Annotated in this window: 20 protein-coding genes; 16 read left to right on the top strand and 4 right to left on the bottom strand. The window is 73.8% G+C overall.

Annotation, left to right across the window (positions count from 1 at the left end; genetic code table 11):
• Positions 1–17: 17 nt before the first annotated feature.
• From ABZ135_RS25040 to ABZ135_RS25030, 3 genes are read right to left on the bottom strand one after another with little or no spacing between them, the layout of a single operon-like run.
• Complete coding sequence (locus ABZ135_RS25040; protein ID WP_356698487.1) at positions 18–1,175, bottom strand: LysR family transcriptional regulator; 1,158 nt, start codon at positions 1,173–1,175, stop codon at positions 18–20.
• Positions 1,172–2,683, bottom strand: a complete 1,512-nt coding sequence (locus ABZ135_RS25035; RefSeq protein ID WP_356698486.1) for an aromatic amino acid ammonia-lyase — start codon at positions 2,681–2,683, stop codon at positions 1,172–1,174. The genes ABZ135_RS25040 and ABZ135_RS25035 overlap by 4 nt, the downstream gene beginning before the upstream one ends.
• Positions 2,680–2,886: a hypothetical protein gene (locus ABZ135_RS25030; protein ID WP_356698485.1), complete on the bottom strand. Its 207-nt coding sequence runs from the start codon at positions 2,884–2,886 to the stop codon at positions 2,680–2,682. Before ABZ135_RS25030 ends, ABZ135_RS25035 begins: the two co-directional genes overlap by 4 nt.
• Positions 2,887–3,296: 410 nt before the next feature.
• On the opposite strand from ABZ135_RS25030, the gene ABZ135_RS25025 reads away from it, so the two are divergent.
• Positions 3,297–4,049 carry a LuxR C-terminal-related transcriptional regulator gene (locus tag ABZ135_RS25025; protein WP_356698484.1) on the top strand — a complete coding sequence of 251 codons (753 nt, stop codon included), beginning with the start codon at positions 3,297–3,299 and terminating at the stop codon, positions 4,047–4,049.
• Positions 4,050–4,136: 87 nt separating this feature from the next.
• Here the strand turns inward: ABZ135_RS25025 and ABZ135_RS25020 are convergent, their stop codons facing one another.
• Complete coding sequence (locus ABZ135_RS25020; RefSeq protein ID WP_356698483.1) at positions 4,137–5,306, bottom strand: pyridoxal phosphate-dependent aminotransferase; 1,170 nt, start codon at positions 5,304–5,306, stop codon at positions 4,137–4,139.
• Between the two features lie 124 nt (positions 5,307–5,430).
• Between ABZ135_RS25020 and ABZ135_RS25015 the strand changes: the two genes are divergently transcribed.
• From ABZ135_RS25015 to ABZ135_RS24945, 15 genes are all read left to right on the top strand, one after another.
• On the top strand, positions 5,431–5,625 hold the full coding sequence (locus ABZ135_RS25015) for a hypothetical protein (protein ID WP_356698482.1): 195 nt from the start codon (positions 5,431–5,433) through the stop codon (positions 5,623–5,625).
• 317 nt (positions 5,626–5,942) lie between these two features.
• Positions 5,943–6,461 (top strand): DUF2617 family protein, encoded by a 519-nt coding sequence (locus ABZ135_RS25010; RefSeq protein WP_356698481.1) that lies wholly within the window; start codon positions 5,943–5,945, stop codon positions 6,459–6,461.
• A gap of 91 nt (positions 6,462–6,552) precedes the next feature.
• On the top strand, positions 6,553–8,238 hold the full coding sequence (locus ABZ135_RS25005; protein WP_356698480.1) for a polyamine aminopropyltransferase: 1,686 nt from the start codon (positions 6,553–6,555) through the stop codon (positions 8,236–8,238).
• Between the two features lie 49 nt (positions 8,239–8,287).
• Positions 8,288–9,250, top strand: coding sequence for an SRPBCC family protein (locus tag ABZ135_RS25000; protein ID WP_356698479.1), 963 nt, complete (start codon positions 8,288–8,290; stop codon positions 9,248–9,250).
• A gap of 32 nt (positions 9,251–9,282) precedes the next feature.
• The gene (locus tag ABZ135_RS24995) at positions 9,283–10,074 is read left to right on the top strand and encodes an aldose 1-epimerase (protein ID WP_356698478.1); all 792 of its coding nucleotides are present in this window, start codon (positions 9,283–9,285) and stop codon (positions 10,072–10,074) included.
• Positions 10,075–10,261: 187 nt separating this feature from the next.
• Positions 10,262–10,801: an orotate phosphoribosyltransferase gene (gene pyrE / locus ABZ135_RS24990; protein WP_345487061.1), complete on the top strand. Its 540-nt coding sequence runs from the start codon at positions 10,262–10,264 to the stop codon at positions 10,799–10,801.
• A 221-nt stretch (positions 10,802–11,022) separates the two neighbouring features.
• Positions 11,023–12,045, top strand: coding sequence for a class II fructose-bisphosphate aldolase (gene fbaA, locus ABZ135_RS24985; RefSeq protein WP_356698477.1), 1,023 nt, complete (start codon positions 11,023–11,025; stop codon positions 12,043–12,045).
• 81 nt (positions 12,046–12,126) lie between these two features.
• Positions 12,127–13,287 carry a MalY/PatB family protein gene (locus ABZ135_RS24980; RefSeq protein ID WP_356698476.1) on the top strand — a complete coding sequence of 387 codons (1,161 nt, stop codon included), beginning with the start codon at positions 12,127–12,129 and terminating at the stop codon, positions 13,285–13,287.
• Between the two features lie 148 nt (positions 13,288–13,435).
• Complete coding sequence (locus tag ABZ135_RS24975; RefSeq protein ID WP_356698475.1) at positions 13,436–15,703, top strand: Ig-like domain repeat protein; 2,268 nt, start codon at positions 13,436–13,438, stop codon at positions 15,701–15,703.
• Between the two features lie 86 nt (positions 15,704–15,789).
• The gene (locus tag ABZ135_RS24970) at positions 15,790–17,304 is read left to right on the top strand and encodes an MFS transporter (protein ID WP_356698474.1); all 1,515 of its coding nucleotides are present in this window, start codon (positions 15,790–15,792) and stop codon (positions 17,302–17,304) included.
• Between the two features lie 15 nt (positions 17,305–17,319).
• Positions 17,320–17,733 (top strand): DUF3151 domain-containing protein, encoded by a 414-nt coding sequence (locus ABZ135_RS24965; RefSeq protein WP_356698473.1) that lies wholly within the window; start codon positions 17,320–17,322, stop codon positions 17,731–17,733.
• Positions 17,734–17,898: 165 nt separating this feature from the next.
• Complete coding sequence (locus ABZ135_RS24960) at positions 17,899–18,765, top strand: DUF3152 domain-containing protein (RefSeq protein WP_356698472.1); 867 nt, start codon at positions 17,899–17,901, stop codon at positions 18,763–18,765.
• A gap of 108 nt (positions 18,766–18,873) precedes the next feature.
• Positions 18,874–19,722: a tryptophan 2,3-dioxygenase gene (locus ABZ135_RS24955; RefSeq protein WP_356698471.1), complete on the top strand. Its 849-nt coding sequence runs from the start codon at positions 18,874–18,876 to the stop codon at positions 19,720–19,722.
• Entirely contained in the window at positions 19,715–20,917 is a 1,203-nt protein-coding gene (kynU, locus tag ABZ135_RS24950) for a kynureninase (RefSeq protein WP_356698470.1), read from the top strand. Before ABZ135_RS24955 ends, kynU begins: the two co-directional genes overlap by 8 nt.
• Positions 20,918–21,065: 148 nt before the next feature.
• Entirely contained in the window at positions 21,066–21,935 is an 870-nt protein-coding gene (locus tag ABZ135_RS24945) for an alpha/beta hydrolase (RefSeq protein ID WP_356698469.1), read from the top strand.
• Positions 21,936–21,980: the final 45 nt, after the last annotated feature.

The following is a 21,980-nucleotide window of genomic DNA, read 5'->3' as shown; positions in this document are numbered from 1 at the left end:
CGAGGGCGACGGCGGGGTCACTTCCCCGGGGCGGGCTCGGCCGGGTGGAAGCGGCGGCGGAGGAACTCGACGAGGAGCCGGAGCTCCGGCCGGGTGTCGTCGGGGGACCAGACGAGGGCGAGCGGTGCGGTCGGTTCCGGTGCGGTGAAGCGTTTGTAGCGGATGCCCTCGGCGCGCAGCAGCCGGGCGGTGGAGGCGGTCACCAGCGACACCCCGCCGTGTTCGGCGACCGTGGCGACCAGGTGGGTGTCGTCGGGTTCGAGCCGCCAGGGCTCGGGCGGCTCCGGGTAGAGACGGCCGATCACCGAGTCCCACAGCCCGGGGCTGTGCTCCCGCGCCACGAAGACCAGGGGCTCGCCCCACAGGCGCGAGGGCGCGACCCGGTCGGCGGTGGCGAGCGGATGGTCCTCGCGGACCACGAGCAGCACCGGCTCGTCCTCCAGCGGCAGCACGTTCCAGTGCCGGTCACCGCCCGTCTCCGAGCCGCCCACCCCCGCTCCCGTCCCCGCGCCCGCCTCCGCCGTCGGCAGCGGGGTCCGGACGAAGGCCGCGTCGACGCGGCCCTCGGCCAGGTGGCGCAGTTGCTGCGCGGTGCTCGCGGAGCCGGCCGAGAGCCGGATCTCCGGGTGCGCCTCGCGGAACGCCGACACCGCGGCGCGCAGGGCCGCCGAGTGCACCGACGGCGTGTATCCGAGGCGCAGTTCGCCGGCGACGGGCTCGGCGAGCGCCCGGGCCAGCCGGTCCACGGTGCCGGCCTGCTCCAGGAGCCGGGTCACGGGAGGCAGCAGGCGCTCGGCCGCCGGGGTGAGCTGCACGCCGCGCGGGCCGCGCACGAACAGCGGTGTCTCCAACAGGGTTTCGAGGGACTTGATCTGCTGCGACAGGGTGGGCTGCGACACCCGGCAGCGCACGGCGGCGCCGCTGAAGCTGCGCTCGGTGGCGACCGCGACGAAGTACCGCCACTGGCGGAGGGTGAGCGGCGCCGGCTCGGCCCCGGCCCCGGTCCCGGACCCGGTCCCGGACCCGGTCCCGGTCCCGGTCCCGGATTCGACCCCGACCCACTTCCCGGTACCGGACCCGGTACCGGCCGCCGTCCCGCTTCCGGTTCCGGCTCCGGCCCCGTCCGCCCGTCTCCGCTCCGCCGCCACGGCCGCGAGCGCGTAGTCGACCGTCACGAGGCGGCCCTCCCCGCTCCGCCGCCCGGCCCGGACGCCGGGCCGGCCCCCGGCTCGTACCACCGCTCCCGCAGGACCGCGCCCGCCGCCGCCACCGTCCCGGCCAGCGGTCGGTCCTCGTCGAGCGGCGGCATCACGTCACGCAGCCGCGCCCACACCGTGTCGTCCGCCGGTGGCCGCCCGGCGAGGCGGCCGAGTTGGGTGACGGCGACGGCGAGGGAGCCGAGGACCAGCCAGCCGAGCCGGATCGCCTCCTCGCCGGCCAGGGCGCCGTTGAGCGCCATGGGCACGTGGTCCTGGTTTCCCAGGTTGGTGGGCAGCGGGGTGAGCGTCGCGGGCAGGCCGAGCTGCCGGCACTTGGCCACCATCGAGGTGGCGGCGATCTGCACCCCGGCGAGCCCGCTCCGCGCGCCCGGCGCCGGCGTCAGCATCGGCGGCAGGCCGCCGTTGTGCGCCGGGTCCACCAGCAGGGCGAGCTGCCGTTCGGCGAGGAAGGCCAACTGGTGCGCGCAGAGGGTGAGCTGGTCGGAGGCGAGGGCGACGGGCAGCGCGTGGAAGTTGCCGCCGTGCCAGACCTGTCCGTCGACGACGACGGGGTTGTCGGTGCAGCCCTCCGCCTCGGTGGCGAGCACCGCCCCCTGGGCGTCGAGCTGGTCGAGCACCGCGCCGATGACCTGCGGCGCGCAGCGCAGCGAGTACGGCTCCTGGAGCGGCCGGTCCGGGTGGTGCCGGGCGCCGGCGGGCAGTTCGGCGCGGATCCACTCGGCGGCCCGGCGCTGGCCCGGGTGCGGCCGGACGCGCTGGAGCTGTTCCGCGTATGCCTGCGGGTTGCAGCCGAGCAGGGCGGCGGCGTGGCCGGTGAGCGCGGCGCAGGCCCGGGCCTGCGCCGTCAGCTCCAGATGGTTGAGCACGGCCACCGCGAGCGACACACTCGTGCCGTTGACGAAGGCGAGGGCCGAGCGTGCGGTCCAGGCGACGGGGCTGCCGCCCAGCTTGCGCAGGACCTGGTCGGCCGGGGTGGCGACGGGGCCGTCGTCCGTGTCGAGCCATGCCTCGCCCGCCCCGCCGAAAGCCAGGGCGGCGTGGGCGAGCGGGACGAGGTCGCCGCTCGCGCTCAGGCTGCCCTCGCCGGGGACGACGGGCACGAAGCCCCGGCCGAGCAGGTCGGCGACGGCTTCCCAGTGGGAGGGGGACACGGCCGACCAGCCGTGCCGCATGCCCTGGAGCCGCAGCCAGACCGCGAGCCGGGTGGCCTCCGGGGTGAGCGGTCGGCCCTGGCCGGTGCACAGGTGGTGGACGAGGCCGAGTCCCTGGGCGGCCGCGTCGTGGTCGGCGGCGTAGGCCACCAGGGGTCCGAAACCGCGGGTGACCCCGTAGACGGCCTCGCCCTCGGCGAGTCTCCGTTCGAGGGCCGCGTGTCCGTCGGCGATGCGCCGCCGGTCGTCGGGCGTCAGGACGAGTCGTCGGGCCCGCAGCGCGTCCCCCGCGAGCGCGCTCAGTGTGATCACGGCTTCGGCTGGTCCCAACCGGAGTCGAAGGGGACGACCGGTTCGGTGCGGTCCCAGCCCGAGTCGGCGAGGACGGACCGGCCGGATCCCTCGGAACCGGCGGCGCCGGTGGCGCCGGCCACGGAGGCGCCGCCGAGGGCGAGCGCGGTCACGCAGGCGAGGAGCGTCGGAGCGAGCTGGGCGATGGATATCGGCTTTCTCATCTCGGCTGTCTTTCTCTGCGGTTCACAAGGTGTTCATAAAGGGCGGGGTCGCCGCCACGGACCTTTGCACACATGCTGCGTGGCCGGTCCCCACCTCGGCAAAGAAGCGCCCCTGCACAGGTGTACATTTCCCAAGTGTGAAGCGCGGACATACCTGCGAAGACGGGAGCTTCTGTGACACCACACAGCCGCTTTCGGCCTGTGAAGCGGCACTCGACCAGTACCGCAAGGCCCTGGTCGAGAATCGGCTGGACCCGGAATCAGCCCTTCCGTGTCTGATGAGGCTCGGCCTCGTCGCCGAGAATCCGGATAGCCCCGGAAGACTGCGGCCGGTCCCGCCGACCGCCGCCGCGGCATCCGTTCTCGCGCCGCTTCAGCGGCAGATCCGGGAAACGCGGGAAAAGGAGTACGTGGTCCAGACCGCCCTGAATTCCTTTGAGGCGGTCTACGCGGAGCACCGCAGTCAGCACGGCGAGCTCTTCACGGAGCACCAGGGGCGGCGGAACATCGACAACGCCCTCGAAGAGGCCCTGAGCCGGTGCCGTACGGAGCTGATCACCGCCCAGCCCGGCGGGCGCCGCTCCCCGGAGACCCTCAGCGCGGCCCTGGAGCGCGACGGCGCCCTGCTCGCCCGCGGGGTCCGTCAGCGCACCCTCTACCAGCACGCCGTCCGCACCCACCCGCCGACGCTCGCCTACATCGAGCGGGTCGTCGCGCTGGGCGCCGAAGTGCGCACGGTCCCCGAGGTCTTCGAGCGGCTCATCATCTGCGACCGCAGCGTCGCCTTCGTGCCGGTCGGCGAGGACCGCGGCCGGGCCGCCCTGGAGATCCGTCACCCCGCGGTGGTCCGCATCCTGGCCCGGGCCTTCGAGCAGACCTGGGCCCAGGCGACCCCGGTCGACCCGGCCGCGGCCGCGCGGCCGGAGATCGTGCTCTCCGAGGTCCAGCTCACCATTCTGCGGGCGATCGTGGACGGCCAGACCGACGAGACGGTCGCCCGCCGGCTCGGCGTCAGCCGGCGCACGATCGGCGACCACGTCCGCCGGATCTCCGAGCGCCTCGGCAGCCACAGCCGCGCCCAGCTCGGCTATCTGCTGGCCTCCTCCGGCCTGGTGACACCGGAGACCTTCCCGGCGGGACGGCCCGAGGACGACGAGACCTGAGGACGCCCCGGTCCCGGATCCGCCGACGGAACCGCCCAGGCCACCGCCACCACCGCCGTCACACCGTCACCGCCGGCGCCCGCGGCGTCAGGCCAGTTGCTTGAGCCGCTCCACCGCCTCCCGGAGCACGTCGGTGCGCTTGCAGAACGCGAAGCGGACCTGCGTGCGGCCGGCGTCCTCGGCGTCGTAGAAGACCGAGTTGGGGACGGCGACGATCCCGCAGCGCTCGGGCAGGGACCGGCAGAAGGCGAGGGCGTCCTTCTCGCCGAGCGCGGCGACGTCCGTGGTGACGAAGTACGTGCCCTGGGGCCGGTAGACCTCGAAGCCGGCCTCCGCCAGACCGGTCGAGAGGAGCTCCCGCTTCGCCGCCAGATCGGCGCGGAAGGCGGTGAAGTAGGCGTCGGGCAGGGCCAGCGCCTCGGCCACCGCGTACTGGAACGGCCCGGACGAGACGTACGTCAGGAACTGCTTCGCCGAGCGGACCGCCGAGAGCAGCGGCGCGGACGCGGTGACCCAGCCGACCTTCCACCCGGTGAAGGAGAAGGTCTTGCCCGCCGAGGAGATGGAGACCGTGCGCTCGCGCATGCCGGGCAGCGAGATCAGCGGGACGTGCTCGCCGTCGAACACCAGGTGTTCGTACACCTCGTCCGTGACGACGAGCAGGTCCCGCTCCACCGCGAGCTCCGCGATCGCCGTCAGCTCCTCGCGGGTCAGGACCATGCCCGTGGGGTTGTGCGGGGAGTTCAGGAGCAGCAGCCGGGTGCGGTCGGTGACCGCGTCGCGCAGGGCGTCCAGGTCGGGACGGAAGTCCGGGGCGCGCAGCGTCAGCGGGACGCGCCGGCCGCCCGCCATCGCGATGCAGGCGGCGTACGAGTCGTAGTACGGCTCGAAGGCGATCACCTCGTCGCCGGGCTCCAGCAGGGCGAGCAGGGTCGCCGCGATGGCCTCCGTCGCGCCCGCCGTGACCAGGACCTCCGTGTCGGGGTCGACGTCGAGGCCGTAGAAGCGCCGCTGGTGGGCGGCGACCGCCGTGCGCAGCTCGGGGACGCCGGGGCCCGGCGGGTACTGGTTGCCCCGGCCGTCGCGCAGCGCCCGTACGGCGGCCTCGCGGATCTCCTCGGGGCCGTCGGTGTCCGGGAAGCCCTGGCCCAGGTTGATCGAACCGGTCCGGACGGCCAGCGCGGACATCTCGGCGAAGATCGTCGTCCCGAACTCCGCGAGCCGGCGATTGAGCAGCGGTCGTGTCATGACCGTCATCCTCGGGCGAAGCTCTGGACTTGCTCAAGTGCGCTTTGGGCGCGGAGCGGGACGGGCATCCCCCAGGCGCGGGGCGCGAAAGCTCCGTAAGTCACCGGAAAGACGGAAACGTACGGGGGACGACATGGAAGCGGTAGTGATCGTCGTGATCTGCGCTCTGGTGGTCATCGGCTTCGCGTCGGCGGTGAGCGGCGGCTCCCGTCGCCGCCGCCGGCACCGGGGCGGCTCGTCGGGCGGGGGTTCCTCCTGGAGCGGCTGCGGTTCGTCCTCGTGCGGGGGCGGCGGCGGGGGCTGCGGTGGCGGCGGAGGCGGCGACTGACGGGGGTGACGGGCGGGGCCGGCTGACGGGGCCGGTCCCGCAACACGCCCCGAGGGGCGTGCCGTTGGCGCACCGGGGGAACCACGCGGGCGATTCCTACTGAACAGTTGAACCCAAGTGCCCCCTAGGGGATGGAAACCACGTCAAGTTGGGTAAAAACACAGCGAGCTGCCCACGGTTCATGATTCCCTCGCTGTCGAGAACATCCAGCCCTCGGACCGTGTGTGGACCCGAGCCGGCGATCCCCACTCCCGGTCGAAACCCTTCACCGGGACGCCCCCGGCCCACCCGTCAAACCGTGTTTGCGGAGCCGACCCATGCTCACGACCCTGAAAACCTCCTACACCGACACGCGCGCGGCCGATCTGGCCTGGGCGCTGGGGCGCGACCCGCTGCCCGCGCTCGCCGTGCTCGACCTCGAACTCGCCGGAGCGAAGCTGCAGTTGCGGCTGCTCGGTGCCTCCCATCAGGTGCTCCTGGAGGAGGAGGACCGCAGTTGCTCGGAGACCGTCGCCTGCATGCCCGGCAGCAGCACCCCCTTGCCGCTGGGCGTGTCCAAGCGGGTGGGCGAGTGGGAGTACGAATTCGCGGCGCGCGTCGAGAATCTGACGCAGGGCTCCTTCGCGGGCCGCGCCCAGGAACTCCTCGCCCTCGTCGCCGACCACCCCCACGGGCTCGCGGGGACGTTCCCCGGCTCGCCGCACGCCTTCACCGCGATGCTGGCGCAGCGCCATGAGGGCCAGGTGCGCTGGCGCACCTGGCACGCGTACCCGCAGGAAGGGCAGTTGGTGGTGACCAGAACCCGGATCGGCGCGCGGATGCCGGCGACGCTCTGACCCTGCGCCGCTCCGGCGGGTGCGGTCACGTGTTTCAGGTGCACTCGTGCGGGTGACAGGGCGCGACAGGCGCGTGACGTAGCGTTACGGCATGACCGACCCGCCCGTGACCGTGCCCCTGCCGACCGAGCGGGCGGCGCGGCTGCCGGTGCGGCCGGGTGCGGTGCGGTATCCGGTCCTGGCGGTGGTCTTCGTCTGCGCCGCCTGCGGTCTCGTCTACGAGCTCGAACTGGTCGCTCTCGCCTCGTACTTGATCGGCGACTCGGTCACCCAGGCATCCGTCGTGCTGTCCGTCATGGTCTTCGCGATGGGTGTCGGCTCGCTGCTCGCCAAGCGGCTGCGCTGCCGGGCCGCGGTCGGCTTCGGTCTGGTCGAGTGCGGTCTGGCGCTGATCGGCGGCTGCTCGGCGATGGTGCTGTACGCGGCCTTCGCCTGGCTGGGCGACTCCCGGTACGTGCTGGTGGCGTTCTCGCTGGCCATCGGCGTGCTGATCGGGGCGGAGATCCCGCTCCTGATGTCGCTCATCCAGCGGGCGGAGTCCACCCGCCCCGCCGACCCGCCCCGCCCGGACCGCTCCGGCCGCCCGCACCGGCCGGAGCAGCAGGACGCCGCCGGGACGGTCGCCGACCTGTTCGCCGCCGACTACGTCGGCGCGCTCGTCGGCGGGCTGGCCTTCCCGTTCCTGCTGCTGCCCTGGCTCGGGCAGCTCACCGGCGCGCTCGTCACCGGCGCGGTGAACGCGGTGGCGGGCGGCGGGCTCGTCCTGTGGCTCTTCCGGCACGACCTGACGGCCCGTTCGCGGGCGCTGCTCATCGGCGCCAACCTCCTGGTGCTCGCCGTCCTCGCCGCCGCGACCGTGCTCGTCGACGACTTCGAGCGGGCCGCGCGCCGGGCGGTGTACGGGGACAGCATCCGGGTCGCCGTCCAGACCGAGCTCCAGGAGGTGGTGGTCACCGGCGAGCGGGGCGGGCCGCCCGACCTGTTCCTGAACGGCCGGCTGCGGGTCGGCGGCCACGACGAGCACCGGTACCACGAGGCCCTGGTGCACCCCGCGATGAACGGCCGGCACGCCCGCGTCCTGATCCTCGGCGGCGGCGACGGGCTCGCCGCCCGCGAGGTGCTGCGCTACCCGGACGTCCGCGCGGTCACCGTCGTCGAACTCGACCCCGGCGTGGTCCGGCTCGCCCGCACCGGCCCCGACCTGGCCGCGCTCAACGGCCACGCCTTCCGGGACCCCCGGGTGACCGTCGCGTACGGGGACGCCTTCCGCTGGCTGCGCGGCTCCCGGCCCGTGCAGGAACGGTACGACGTGGTGATCTCCGACCTTCCCGACCCCGGCATCACCTCCAGCGCCAAGCTCTACTCGGCGGAGTTCTACGGGCTCGCCGCGGGCGCCCTCGCCGACGGCGGACGGCTCGTGGTCCACGCCGGATCGGCCGCCGCCCGGCCGCGTACGTACTGGACCGTCGAGGCGACCCTGCGCGCGGCGGGCTTCGCCACCCGCCCGTACGGCGCCGACGGCCGCACCTCCGGATTCGCCGGACCCGACCGGGTCGGCCGCGCCTCGACCGGCACGGAGCGGACGGCGGGGGAGTGGGGCTTCCTGCTCGCCGTCCCCGGTGCCCGGCCGCCCGCCCTCGCCCTGTCCCCGCGGGTCCCGCCGCTCCGCTCGCTCACCCCCGACGCCCTGGCCGCGGCCGCGAGCCGCGTCGAGCGCACCCGCACGGGCGGGCCGGCCGGGCTGCCGCCCTCCACACTGGTGCACCCGCGGTACTGAGTGCCCGAACAGGCGACGGGCGGCCCCCGGCTGAGTAGGCTCGGCTCCCATGGAGCATGAGGTGTTCGTCCCGATCCCGGCCGAGGTCCTGCGCGCCACCCTGACGGACCCCGCCCGGGCCGCGCGCTGCGTCCCCGGCTTCCAGCAGGACGCCGACGGGGGTGGTCCGCTCACGGGCCGGCTGAAGGTCCGGGTCGGCGGCAACACCATCACCTACCGCGGGTCGCTGCGGATCGCCGAGAAGGACGGGCGCTTCGCCGTCGAGGGCGAGGGCACCGAGGTCCGCGGCAAGGGCACGGCCGCGCTGGCGCTCACCGTCGCGCTCACGCCGGTGACCGAGGGCACCACGATCGGCTTCACCGGAGAGGTGACGGCCACCGGGCGGCTCGCGGACACCGACACCGAGGCCCGGGCCGCCGCGGGGGCCCGGCTGCTCGACCGGTTCGCGGAGGCCCTGGTGGCCGTCGCCGACGTGGAGGCCGAGATCGCCGCCGAGGCGCGGGAGGCGGAGGCCCGGGCGGAGGCGGACGCGGACGCGGAGGCCGCGAGCGACGACGACGGGGTCGACGACGGCGTGGAGGAGCCCGGCCGCCCCTCGGTCTTCGACACCCCGGTGCCGCCGCCGTCCCTCGACCCGCTCGCCGACGAGACCTTCGACGCGGCCGGCGGACCGCCGGACGGTCCCGTGGAACCTCTCGACGGCTCCCCGGACGCCCCCCTCGGCGGCCCGCTCGACGGGCCCCTCGGCGACGGCGAGGGCGCCGACGAGGCCGACGACGTCGTCGCCCTCGGCCGCGGCGGCCAGCCCGCCGAGGCGGCGCATGCCCGCCGGACCATGATCGGACGGAGCGCGGAGGAGGTCGACCACGCCCCGCCGCGCGGCCGCTACGCCCCCGTCCCGGCCGCCGAGAGCTCCAGCGCCACGGCCACCCTGCGCTGGATCGCCCCCGCCGCCGCGCTCGCGCTCGCCTCCGCGGTCGTCGTCGGACGCGCCCTGCGCCGCCGCCGCTGACGACCCGCCACGGCATCGCCTAGGGTCGGAGCGTGAGCAATCTGACGCGACTGACGGCCGGCGACGCCGAGTTGACCATCGACCCGGAGCACGGCTGCCGCATCGACAGCCTCCGCATCGGCGGTACCGAACTGCTCCTCCAGGGAGCGCGCTACGGGTCCTTCGTGATGGCCCCCTGGGCCGGCCGGACCGAGAACGGACGCTTCCGCGACGGCGCCACCGTCCACCGACTGCCCGTCAGCGAGAACGCCGCCCCGCACGCCCTGCACGGCACCGTCCGGAACGTGGCCTGGAAGACCGCCGAGGTCACCGCGACGACGGCCGCCTTCACCACCGAGCTCACCGACCCCTGGCCGTACGAGGGCATGGTCACCCAGGTCGTCGAGCTCACCGAGGACGCGCTCACCCTCCGGCTCGGCGTGGAGACGGCCGGGGTGTCCTTCCCCGCGCAGGCCGGCTGGCACCCGTGGTTCCGCCGCAGCCTCGGCGGCCCGGACGTGGAGCTCGACTTCAGCCCGGCCTGGCAGGAGGAGCGCGGCGAGAACCACCTGCCCACCGGCCGCCGGATCGATCCGACGCCCCGCCCCTGGGACGACTGTTTCGGCATGCCGGGCGGCGTGGACGTCACCCTCACCTGGCCCGGCGCGCTGGAGCTGCGGCTCACCAGCCGGGCCGAGTGGGTCGTGATCTACGACGAGCCGGCGGACGCCGTCTGCGTCGAGCCGCAGTCCGGCCCCCCGAACGGCCTCAACACCCTGCCGCGCCTGGTCACCCCGATCGACCCGCTGGAGGTCGAGACGACCTGGGCCTGGCGGCGGCTGTGAGCGGGCGGCTTTAAGGGCCTTTCTTTCGGATCAGGCCGGGTCAGGGAGCGGCGTCTGGTGCGTGCGATCGCAAGGCGGAGGAGGGAGTCCATGCGGAGCATCGGCGACCGACGACAACGCGGCGAGCGTGCGTGCCAGGCGTCGCGAGCCCGGCAAGATCCGAAAGGAAGGCCCTAAGCTCGTGCGCATGACTGACGTACGCGCTGAGCTGCTCCAGCAGATCAAGGACAAGGCCGTGGTGCACGGCAAGGTGACCCTTTCCTCGGGTCGTGAGGCCGACTACTACATCGACCTGCGCCGGATCACGCTGGACGGCGAGGCCGCGCCGATGGTGGGCCAGGTGATGCTGGACCTCACCGCCGATCTGGACTTCGACTGCGTCGGCGGCCTCACCCTGGGCGCCGACCCGGTCGCCACCTCGATGCTGCACGCCTCCGCCGCGCGCGGGCAGCGCCTCGACGCCTTCGTCGTCCGCAAGGCCCAGAAGGCGCACGGCATGCAGCGCCGCATCGAGGGTACGGACGTCAAGGGCCGTCGCTGCCTGGTGGTCGAGGACACCTCGACCACCGGAGGCTCGCCGCTGACCGCCGTCGAGGCGGTCCGCGAGGCCGGCGGCGAGGTCGTCGCCGTGGCCACGATCGTGGACCGCGGCGCCGCCGGTGCCATCGCCGAGGCGGGTCTGCCGTACCTCACCGGCTACGAGCTGTCGGATCTCGGACTGGCGTAACCGCGGCGACCTCGCGACGGACGGGTCCGACCCGGTCAAACCCGTCCCGACCTGCTGTTTTGCCGAGGGGTGGAGTGTTTCACGTGAAACACTCCACCCCTCGCCGCGTACTGCCTGTGGGAGCCCGCGGAAGAGTCTGGAAGGATGGGGGCGACGATGACGTCGCCCCCATGGTCAGGGACAAGCAACGCACACACCCGCACATCACAAGGAGCGGACGAATGCCCATCGCAACCCCCGAGGTCTACAACGAGATGCTCGACCGGGCGAAGGCAGGCAAGTTCGCCTACCCGGCCATCAACGTCACCTCGTCCCAGACGCTCCACGCGGCGCTGCGCGGTTTCGCGGAGGCCGAGAGCGACGGCATCATCCAGATCTCGACCGGTGGTGCCGAGTTCCTGGGCGGCCAGCACAACAAGGACATGGTCACCGGCGCCGTCGCCCTGGCCGAGTTCGCGCACATCGTCGCCGCGAAGTACGACATCACGGTCGCCCTGCACACCGACCACTGCCCGAAGGACAAGCTGGACGGCTACGTCCGCCCGCTCCTGGAGATCTCCGCCGAGCGCGTCTCCCGCGGTGTGAACCCGCTCTTCCAGTCCCACATGTGGGACGGCTCCGCCGAGACCCTCGCCGACAACCTGGCCATCGGCCAGGAGCTGCTGGCCAAGGCCGCCGCCGCCAAGATCATCCTCGAGGTCGAGATCACCCCGACCGGCGGCGAGGAGGACGGCGTCAGCCACGAGATCAACGACGAGCTGTACACCTCCGTCGACGACGCCATCCGCACCGCCGAGGCCCTGGGCCTGGGCGAGAAGGGCCGCTACCTGCTGGCCGCGTCCTTCGGCAACGTCCACGGCGTCTACAAGCCGGGCAACGTCGTGCTCCGCCCCGAGCTGCTGAAGGACCTCCAGGCGGGCGTCTCGGAGAAGTTCGGCAAGGCCGCCCCGTTCGACTTCGTCTTCCACGGCGGCTCCGGCTCCACCGCCGAGGAGATCGCCACCGCCATCGAGAACGGCGTGGTCAAGATGAACCTCGACACCGACACCCAGTACGCCTTCACGCGTCCGGTGGCGGACCACATGTTCAAGAACTACGACGGTGTCCTGAAGGTCGACGGCGAGGTCGGCAAGAAGTCCACCTACGACCCGCGCACCTGGGGCAAGCTCGCCGAGGCCGGCATGGCCAAGCGCGTCGCCGAGGCGTGCGTCGCGCTGCGCTCGGCCGGTACGAAGCTGAAGTAAGCGCTGTTGTACGACAGGGCCCGGCGCCACGAACGTGGTGCCGGGCCCTGTCGTCGTATCCGGCTACCTGGAGGATGAGCTGTGGCGTTCGACTTCGACCGCGCGATCGACCGGCGCGGCACCTGGTCGGTCCAGTGGGATGGCATATCCGACCGCTTCGGCGTCCCCGACCTGCTGCCCTTCACCATCTCCGACATGGACTTCGGCTCCCCGCCGGCCGTCCTCGACGCCCTGCGGGCGCGGGTCGACCACGGCGTGTTCGGCTACACCGACTGGCGGCTCGGCGAGTTCCGCGAGGCCGTACGGGACTGGTACGCCACCCGCCACGGCACCGCCGTCGACCCCGAGGCGATGGTCTACGCGCCGTCCGTGCTCAACCAGCTCTCCCAGCTCCTGCGCATGTGGACCGGGCCCGGCGACGGCGTGGTCGTCCACACCCCCACCTACGACGGCTTCCGCAAGGCGGTCACCGGCCTCGGCCGCGAGCTGCGCGGCGTCCCCGTCGGCGACACGGAGGCCCTGGAACGGGAGCTGGCCCGGCCCGACAGCCGCATGCTGCTGCTCTGCTCCCCGCACAACCCGACCGGCCGGGTGTGGCGGGAGGAGGAGCTGAAGGAGTTCGCCGAGCTGGCCGAGCGGCACGGCGCCGCCGTCGTCAGCGACGAGATCCACGCCGATCTGACCGGCGACGGCCACCGCCATGTGCCGTGGGCGGCGATCGCCGAGCCGGGACGCGGCCGGCGCTGGGCCCTGGTGACCTCCGGCACGAAAGCCTTCAACTTTCCCGCGCTCTCCGGCTCCTACGGCTTCCTCGGCGACCCCGAGGAGCGGGCCGCCTTCGTCCGCCGCATGGAGACCGGCGAGGGCCTGGCCTCCCCGGCCGTGCTCTCCCTCACCGCCCACATCGCCGCCTACCGGCACGGCGCCCCCTGGCTGGACGCGCTGCGGGCGTACGTCGCCGGCACCATGAGCCTCATCCGCGAGCGGCTCGCCGACGGCCTCCCGGAGACCGACTGGTCCCCGCCGCAGGCCGGCTACCTCGCCTGGATCGACCTGCGCCCGCTGGGCATCGACGAGACCGCGCTCCAGGAGGAGCTGGTGAGGACCGAGCGGGTCGCGATCATGCCGGGCGGCGTCTACGGCACCCCGGGCTTCGTCCGCCTCAACGCCGGCTGCCCCCGCGCCAAGGCCGAGCGCGGCGTGGACGCGCTGATCCGTGCGGCGACCCGCCTGCGGACATGAAGCGACGACCTGGCCGTTTTATCGACTTTCCTGAAGTTGACGCGTTCACGTATACCGGGAGGCGCGCTGTCCGGGGCGTGATCTAGGCTGCGCATCACCGCGCCCCGTTTCTGGGGGCCGGAGGCCATTTTTGGGGGGTCTCTTCATCGTGCGTAAGCGCACTCTCTCGGCCGCGACCTCGCTCGCGGTCCTCTTCAGCTCCGCGGCACTGGTCGCGGGTACGGCGGGCCCGGCTGCTGCGGACAGCAGCGTCGCCCTGCCGGTGTCGTCCGTGGGCGACATGGTGGTGGACGGCGTCCACCAGAAGATCTTCATCAGCGACCCGACCAACGGCAAGCTGGTCGTCACCGACTACGCGGGCACCGTTCTGACGACCCTGGCGGACCTGCCAGGCGTCCGGGGCCTGGAGATCTCCGCCGACTCGTCGCGCGTCTACGCGGCCGTGGCCGGCAAGGGCGAGATCCTCTCCATCAGCACGGAGACGCCCACCGACGCGATCGGCTACGACCTCGGTGAGGCCGAGAACCCGGCGGACCTCGCGATCGCGGGCGGCAAGATCTGGTTCGGCTACGGCAAGGCCGGGGCCGGCAACCTCGGTTCCCTGGACCTCTCCGGTGAGACGCCGCAGGTGGCGCTCGCCCAGGCGGCCGACGGAACCTTCTTCACGGCGCCCCTGCTCGGCGCGGACCCGGCCGCGCCCGGCGTGCTGGCTGCGGGCACCGGGGGCGGCGGCACCGCCGGCGTGTGGGTCTTCGACGTGTCGGCGGGCAGTGCCACGGTGAAGGCCAGCCTTCCCAACGCCGGCACCAATCTGGGCGAGCTCGACGTCACGCCCGACGGCACCCAGGTCATCACGTCGAGCGGGTACCCGTACTACCACCAGGCGTACTCCACCACGGACCTGTCCGAGGTGACGCGCTACCACAGCGCGAGCTACCCGAACGCCGTGGCCATCGCGTCCGACGGCACCATCGCGGCCGGCACCGCCTCGTCCAGCGAGAAGGACGTCCGTGTCTTCAGGCCGGGCAACTCGACCTCGGTCCACGAGTTCGAGACGGGAGGGAACGTCGCCGCCGGCGCGCTCGCCTGGGCGCCCGACAACAGCAAGCTGTTCGCGGTGTCCCAGAGCTCCTACGGCGGCCCGGCCCGGCTGAACATCCTCGACGATCCGACCAAGGCCGGCGCGACGGTCACCGTCAACGCCCCGTACAGCGCGGTCCTGCTCAAGCCGCTCACCGTCACCGGCACCGTGACGTCACCCGTGGCGCTGCCGGCCGGCACAGCGGTCGAGGTGACCCGCGTCGACGCCGCGAACCCGGAGGGCACGTCCCTCGGCGGCCAGACGCTGGGCGCCAACGGCGCGTTCTCCTTCACGGACACGCCGACCGTCGCGGGCAGCATCACCTACAAGGTGACGTACGCGGGTGACGCCGAGCACGCGGCCGCCACCGGGACCGCCGTGGTCCGGGCCGCGCAGGCCACGTCGTCGGTCGTCGTGAACGCCCCGACCACCGCGCCGGTGCTCAAGCCGCTCACCGTCACCGGCACTGCTACGTCCACCGAGGCGCTTCCGGCCGGTACGCCGGTCGCGGTGACCCGCTTCGACGTCGAGAACCCGCAGGGCAAGGCGCTCGGCACCAAGACGCTCGCGGCGAACGGCGCGTTCTCCTTCGCCGACACCCCGACCGCGGCCGGCAACGTGACCTACAAGGTGACGTACGCGGGCGACACGCAGCGTGCGGCGGCGTCCGGCAGCGCGCTGGTCAAGGTCTCGCACAACAAGACCGCGATCTCGATCGACCGCAACGGCACCCTCGTCAACTACGGCAGCACGGTCACGTACACGGCCACGCTCGGCCCGACGTACAAGAACCGGACCGTGGAGATCTGGGCCGACCCGTGGGGGCCGGAGCCGAAGCGGCTGCTGAAGCGCGGCACCGTCAACTCGGCCGGCAAGCTGTCCGCGTCGATGTGGATGAACCGCGACACCACGGTGACGGCGGTCTTCGCCGGTGACGCCCGCTACGCCTGGGCGCAGGCCAAGTCCGGCGTCTACACCAAGGCCGGCGTCTCCACCTCGCTGTCGCGCCACTACAAGTGGACCAAGATCGGCACCACCTGGTACCAGACGTACCGCACGTCGAACTACGCGCTGATCACCACCTGGCACAACGCGTACCCGAACCGCAGCACCCGTCTGGACGCCCAGATGTGGTACGCCGGCGCCTGGCGTGACCTCGGGCCGGAGTACTTCCTGCTCGACCGGTACGGCAAGTCGTACGTGCGCTTCGACGGCGACCCGGTCCTGGCGGGCCACAAGTTCCGCATCCGCTCCGCCTACATCGACGGCACCTCCGGCGACAACGTGAACGCCACGGCCTACGGGCCGTGGAAGTACTTCAACTTCACCCGCTGATCACGCCGACCTCCCCGTGAGGTCGTAGGGGCCCCGTCCGCCGTTCCGGTGGGCGGGGCCCTGCCGTGCGCGGGACCATGGCAGGCATGGACATCCGGCTCGCCTCGGCAACCGGGCGGTGGATCGTGTTCACGACCGTCCTCGGCTCGGGGATGGCGCTGCTCGACTCCACCGTCGTCAACGTCGCGCTGCCCCACATCGGAGAGGACCTCGGGGCCGACCTGGCCGCCCTGCAGTGGACGGTCAACGCCTACCTCCTCACCCTCGCGGGCCTCATCCTGCTCGGCGGGGCGCTCGGTGACCGGTACGGGCGGCGGCGGGTCTTCGTGATCGGCACCGTGTGGTTCGCGGCCGCCTCGCTGCTGTGCGGGCTCGCCCCGAACGCGGGTGTGCTGATCGCCGCCCGCGCCCTCCAGGGCGTCGGCGGGGCGCTGCTCACGCCGGGCTCGCTCGCGCTGATCCAGGCGAGTTTCCACGCGGACGACCGGGCGCGGGCGGTCGGTCTGTGGTCCGGCTTCGGCGGGGTGGGCGCGGCGGTCGGGCCGTTCGTCGGCGGCTGGCTGGTGGACGGTCCTGGCTGGCGGTGGGTGTTCCTCCTGAACGTGCCGCTCGCCCTCGTCTGCGTGCCGGTGGCGCTGCGGCACGTGCCCGAGTCGCGGGACGAGGCGGCGCACGGCCGGTTCGACGTGCTGGGCGCGGCCCTCGGCGCCTCGGCGCTGGCGCTGGTGACGTACGCGCTGATCGGCGAGGCGTGGTGGGCGGGCGTGGCCGGGGTGGCGGTCGGGGCCTGGTTCACGGCGGTGGAGCGGCGGCGTGGCCGGGACGCGATGGTGCCGCCCTCGATCTTCCGGTCCCGGCTGTTCACCGCGGTGAATCTGGTGACGCTGTGCGTGTACGCGGCGTTCGGCGGTTTCTTCTTCCTGGCCGCGCTCCAGCTCCAGGTGGTGTCCGGCTATTCGGCCCTGGGCGCGGGCACGGCCCTGCTGCCGACGACGGTCCTGATGCTGCTGCTGTCCGCGAAGTCCGGTGAGCTCGGCGAGCGGACCGGGCCGCGGCTGCCGCTCACGGTGGGGCCGCTGCTGTGCGCGGCGGGCATGCTGCTGATGCTGCGGGCCGGGCGGGACGCCTCGTACGCGGCGGACGTGCTGCCCGCCCTGCTGGTCCTCGGCCTCGGCATGACCGTCCTGGTGGCGCCGCTGACGGCGACCGTGCTCGGCTCCGTGGAGGTCTCCCGGGCCGGCCTGGCGAGCGGCATCAACAACGCGGCGGCGCGGGCGGCGGGCCTGATCGCGGTCGCGGCGCTGCCGCTGCTCGCGGGCATGGGCCCGGAGGCGTACCGCTCGGCGGCCGAGTTCGGCGCCACGTTCCGGCGGGCGATGCCGATCTGCGCCGGGGTCCTCGTGGCGGGCGCGGTCCTCGCCTGGTTCACGCTGCGCGTCCCGGCCCGGGCCGCCTGCCATCCCGAGTGCCGGGTGCACTGCGGGGTGACGTCCCCGCCGCTGGACCCGGGCCGTGCGGGGGCGGACGGCCCGGCGGGACCGGCGGGGGAGCGGCCGGGGGAGCGGCCCGGCCCGCCCGGCGGTCAAGGGGGCCCGGGCTGAGGCAGACTGGGGCGCATGGCCATCCACGAGAACCTGCTGGGGGGACCTCCCCCCACCCACCTGCCCGACGACCCGGAGCCCCGTGAGCTCCTGGCGGCCGGGACCGCCCCGGCCGAGGTCGCGGCGAAGTACCCGACCTCCTCGCTCGCCTGGGCGCAGCTCGCCGACGACGCGTACGAGGGCGGTCGCGTGATCGAGTCGTACGCCTACGCCCGTACCGGCTACCACCGGGGCCTCGACGCGCTGCGCCGCAACGGCTGGAAGGGCCACGGCCCGGTGCCGTGGGAGCACGAGCCGAACCGCGGCTTCCTGCGTGCCCTGCACGCGCTGGCCCGCGCGGCCGGCGAGATCGGCGAGAAGGACGAGTACGAGCGCTGCACGACCTTCCTGCGGGACTCCTCGCAGACGGCGGCGGACACCCTGGGCTGACGCCCTCCGGGCCCGTGGGGCCCCCTTCGGGCCCCGGCCCCGCCGTCCCGCATGCCCCCGCCCCTTTCCGGGGCGGGGGCGTTTCGGTCGGAGTCCCCCGCGCTGTTCGAGCGTGTTCGAAGCGGCCGGTACGATCCTTCGGACCGCACGCAGGGGGGAACTGTCTTGGGGAAGCGGGCCGCGACGGGACGTCGCCGGAAGGGAAGGAAACGGGGCACGGGGGGCGGGAAGGGACGGTTCGTCCTGCCGGTCCTCGCCCTCGCGCTGGTCTCGCTCGGCGGCGGGGCCGCGCTCGCCCACTACCACGGCCCGGACGACGCCGCCGCGCCCGCGCCCGGTCCGACGGCCGCGGGGCCGGCCCCGGGGGCCATCGCGGCCCCGCCGCCGTCACCCAGGCCCACGCCCCCACCGCCCCCGCCCCGGCCCACGCCGACCCCGAAGCCCACGCCGAAGAAGACCGCCGTGCCCCATTCGGGCGCGGGCACCTTCACCACGGCCCGCGCCACCGGCGACGCCGTCGGCACCGGCGGCTCGCTGCGCCGCTACCGCGTGCAGGTCGAGGACGGCATCGACGTCTCCGCCCACGAGGCCGCCGCGGAGATCCAGCGGATCCTCGCGCATCCGCGCGGCTGGGCCGCGCACGGGCGCGGCCGGTTCCAGTTGGTCACCGAGAACGCCGACTTCGTCATCCGGATCGCCACCCCCGACACCGCGGACCGGCTGTGCGCCGCGAACGGCCTGAACACCCGCGGCGAGCTGAACTGCGAGACCACCTCCGGCGTCGTGGTCAACCTCAAGCGGTGGCTGCTCGGCTCGCCGACCTTCGCGGGCCCCGCCCACGAGTACCGCCACCTGATCATCAACCACGAGGTCGGGCACGAGATCGGCATCCGGCAGCACATGGGCTGCCCGGGGCCCGGCCGGCTCGCGCCCGTCATGATGCAGCAGATCAAGGGGCTGCACGGCTGCCGTTCGAACGCGTATCCGTATGACGAAGAAGGGATCTACATCACCGGGCCGATCGTGTCATGATGCGCGTGGGAGCGCGCGCGACGACGCCGCCTCCCGAGGGGACCGGGGCTCCGTCGTCACACGGAAGGAGCGGACCGCTACCCGGAAGTACGTATCGAGGAGACAGAAATGTCAGCCTTCCCCGATGCCTCCGGAGCCGGTGCGGTCGACGCGCCGAACCTCGACTTCGCGGGCACCACGCCGTACGAGGACTATGTCCAGGCGGACGTCCTCACCCACCTCCAGCACCTGCGCTCGGACGACCCGGGCGAGATGGTCTTCCTGGTCACCACCCAGGTCATGGAGCTGTGGTTCACGGTGATCGTCCACGAGTGGGAGACCGCGAGCCACGCCCTGCGCCGGGACGACGTGCCCGTCGCCATGGACGCGCTCAAGCGGTCCGTACGCGAGCTGGAGGCGCTCAACCACTCCTGGCGGCCGCTCTCCCAGCTCACCCCCGCCCAGTTCAACGCCTACCGCGGCGCGCTCGGCGAGGGCTCCGGATTCCAGTCGGCGATGTACCGGCGCATGGAGTTCCTGCTCGGCGAGAAGTCGGCGTCCATGCTGGTGCCGCACCGCGGCGCGCCCCGCGTCCACGCCGAGCTGGAGAAGGCGCTCCACGAGCCCAGCCTCTACGACGAGACGCTGCGCCTGCTCGCCCGGCGCGGCCTGCCGGTGCCCGCCGAGGTCCTCGACCGCGACCTGGCCCTGCGCTACGAGCCGCACCCCGAGGTCGAGCGGGTCTGGGCCGGGATCTACGCCGACCCCGACCAGAACGGCGAACTCGTGCGCCTCGGCGAGGCCCTGAGCGATGTCGCCGAGCTGGTCTGGCGCTGGCGCAACGACCACCTGGTGGCCACCCGCCGCGCCATGGGCGCCAAGACCGGCACCGGCGGTTCGGCCGGCGTGGCCTGGCTGGAGAAGCGGGCCCAGAAGAACGTGTTCCCCGAGCTGTGGACGGCGCGCAGCCATGTCTGACACGTACGCGGAGCAGGCCGCACGGCTCGACGCGGCCGACGAACTGGGCAAGCACCGCGAGAAGTTCGCCCTCGACGACACGACGTACCTCGACGGGAACTCGCTCGGCGCGCTGCCCGCCCACGTGCCCGCCCGCATGGCCGACGTCATCGCTCGCGAGTGGGGCGAGCTGCGCATCCGCTCCTGGGACGAGTCCGGCTGGTGGACCGCGCCCGAGCGGATCGGCGACCGGATCGCGCCGCTCGTCGGCGCCGCCCCCGGGCAGATCGTGGTCGGCGACTCGACCAGCGTGAACGTCTTCAAGGCGGTCGTCGCGGGCACCCGCCTCGCGGGCGAGGGACGCGACGAGATCCTCGTCGACGCGACGACCTTTCCCACGGACGGGTACATCGCCGAGTCCGCGGCCCGCCTGACGGGTCACCGGATCGTGCCCCTCGACCCGGCCGACCTGCCCGGCGCGGTGAGCGGGCGCACCGCCCTCGCCCTCGTCAACCACGTCGACTACCGCACCGGCCGGCTCCAGGACCTGCCCGGCCTCACGGCCGCGCTCCACGCGGCCGGCGCCCTGGCCGTCTGGGACCTGTGCCACAGCGCCGGCGCCCTGCCGGTCGGCCTGGACGCGCACGGCGTCGACCTGGCCGTCGGCTGCACGTACAAGTACCTCAACGGCGGGCCCGGCGCGCCCGCGTACCTGTACGTCGCCGAGCGCCATCAGGCCCGCTTCGACTCGCCGCTGCCCGGCTGGAACTCGCACGCCGACCCGTTCGGCATGACCCCGGGCTACCGGGCCGCCGAGGGCGCGGCGCGCGGCCGGGTCGGCACCCCCGACATCCTGTCGATGCTGTCCCTGGAGGCGGCGCTCGACGTCTGGGACGGGGTCCGGATCGAGGACGTGCGGGCCAAGTCCCTGGCCCTCACCGACTTCTTCCTGGAGTGCGTACGGGCCTACGCCCCCGAGGGCCGGGTCGTCTCCGTGACCCCCGAGGCGCACGGGGAGCGCGGCAGCCAGGTCGCCCTGCGCTGCGCCGAGGCGCCCGCGGTCATGGCCGAGCTGATCCGGCGCGGGGTGGTGGGCGACCTGCGCCGCCCGGACGTCCTGCGGTTCGGCTTCACCCCGCTGTACGTCGGCTTCGCGGACGCGGAGCGGGCGGCGCGGGTGCTGGGCGAGGTGCTGCGGGACATCCCTCCGGCATAGGCCGGGCACCGGCCGGGCAGCGGTCGGGCGCCGGTCGGATCATCTCCTGATCGCGTGATCTGCGGGTGCCGTACTCCTGGTACGGTCCCCGCAGGTCAGGCCGATGCGTTCGTCAAAGTCGGCCCCGTTCGAGGAGGTTGGAAGCAGAATGCCGGACCCCGCCGCGCGCGACGCCGCCGAAGAAGCGTCGGCCTTCTCGCACCCGGCCGTCGCCCCGGACGCCTCCGCCGCCTACGGCGCGCACCCCGACCAGGTCGTCGACTTCTACGCCCCGCGCGACGGCCGGCCGTCCGCGCCGCTGGTCGTCGCCCTGCACGGCGGAGCCTGGCGGGCGCCGTACGACCGGCGGCATCTGACTCCTTTCGTGGACTTCCTGGCCCGGCGCGGTTTCGCCGTGGCGAACGTCGAGTACCGGCGCGGCGGCGACATCCCCCGCCAGGGGGCGAAGGGCCCGGTCGCCGGGCGCTGGCCCGAGACCTTCGACGACGTGGCGGCGGCGCTGGACGCCGTCGCCGGCCTCGCCGCCGAGCATCTCCCGCAGGCCGACCCGCGCCGGACGGTCCTCACCGGCCACTCCGCCGGCGGCCACCTCGCCCTGTGGGCCGCCGCCCGCCATGTCCTGCCCGCCGGCTCGCCGTGGCGCCTGCCGGCCGCGCCCGCCCTGCGGGGCGTGGTGGCCCTGGCGCCGATCGCGCACTTCGCGCGGGCGGTGGAGCTCGGCGTCTGCGGCGGCGCGGTCACCGAACTCCTCGGAGAAGCCGAGGAGTTCGCCTCCCGCTCGCTCCTCGCCGACCCGTCCCTCCTCCTGCCGACGGGCATCGCCACGACCGTCGTCCAGGGCCGCGAGGACATCGACGTCCCGGCCGCCATCGCCGACGCCTATGTGGAGGCGGCGGCCAAGGCGGGGGAGACGGTCGGCCTGACGCTCCTGGAGGACGTGGGCCACTTCCCGCTGATCGACCCGGCGGCCGACGCCTGCGCGGTGGTCGCGGAGGAGATCGCCCAGCTCGCGTTCTGACCCGCCCCGCGCGCACGCGAGGGCCCGGCGGGGACGCCCGTAGTA

The sequence above is a fragment of the Streptomyces sp. NPDC006339 genome, from assembly GCF_040612775.1.
In the GTDB taxonomy this organism is placed as follows: domain Bacteria; phylum Actinomycetota; class Actinomycetes; order Streptomycetales; family Streptomycetaceae; genus Streptomyces.
This window is presented reverse-complemented; position numbering and strand designations above follow the sequence as displayed.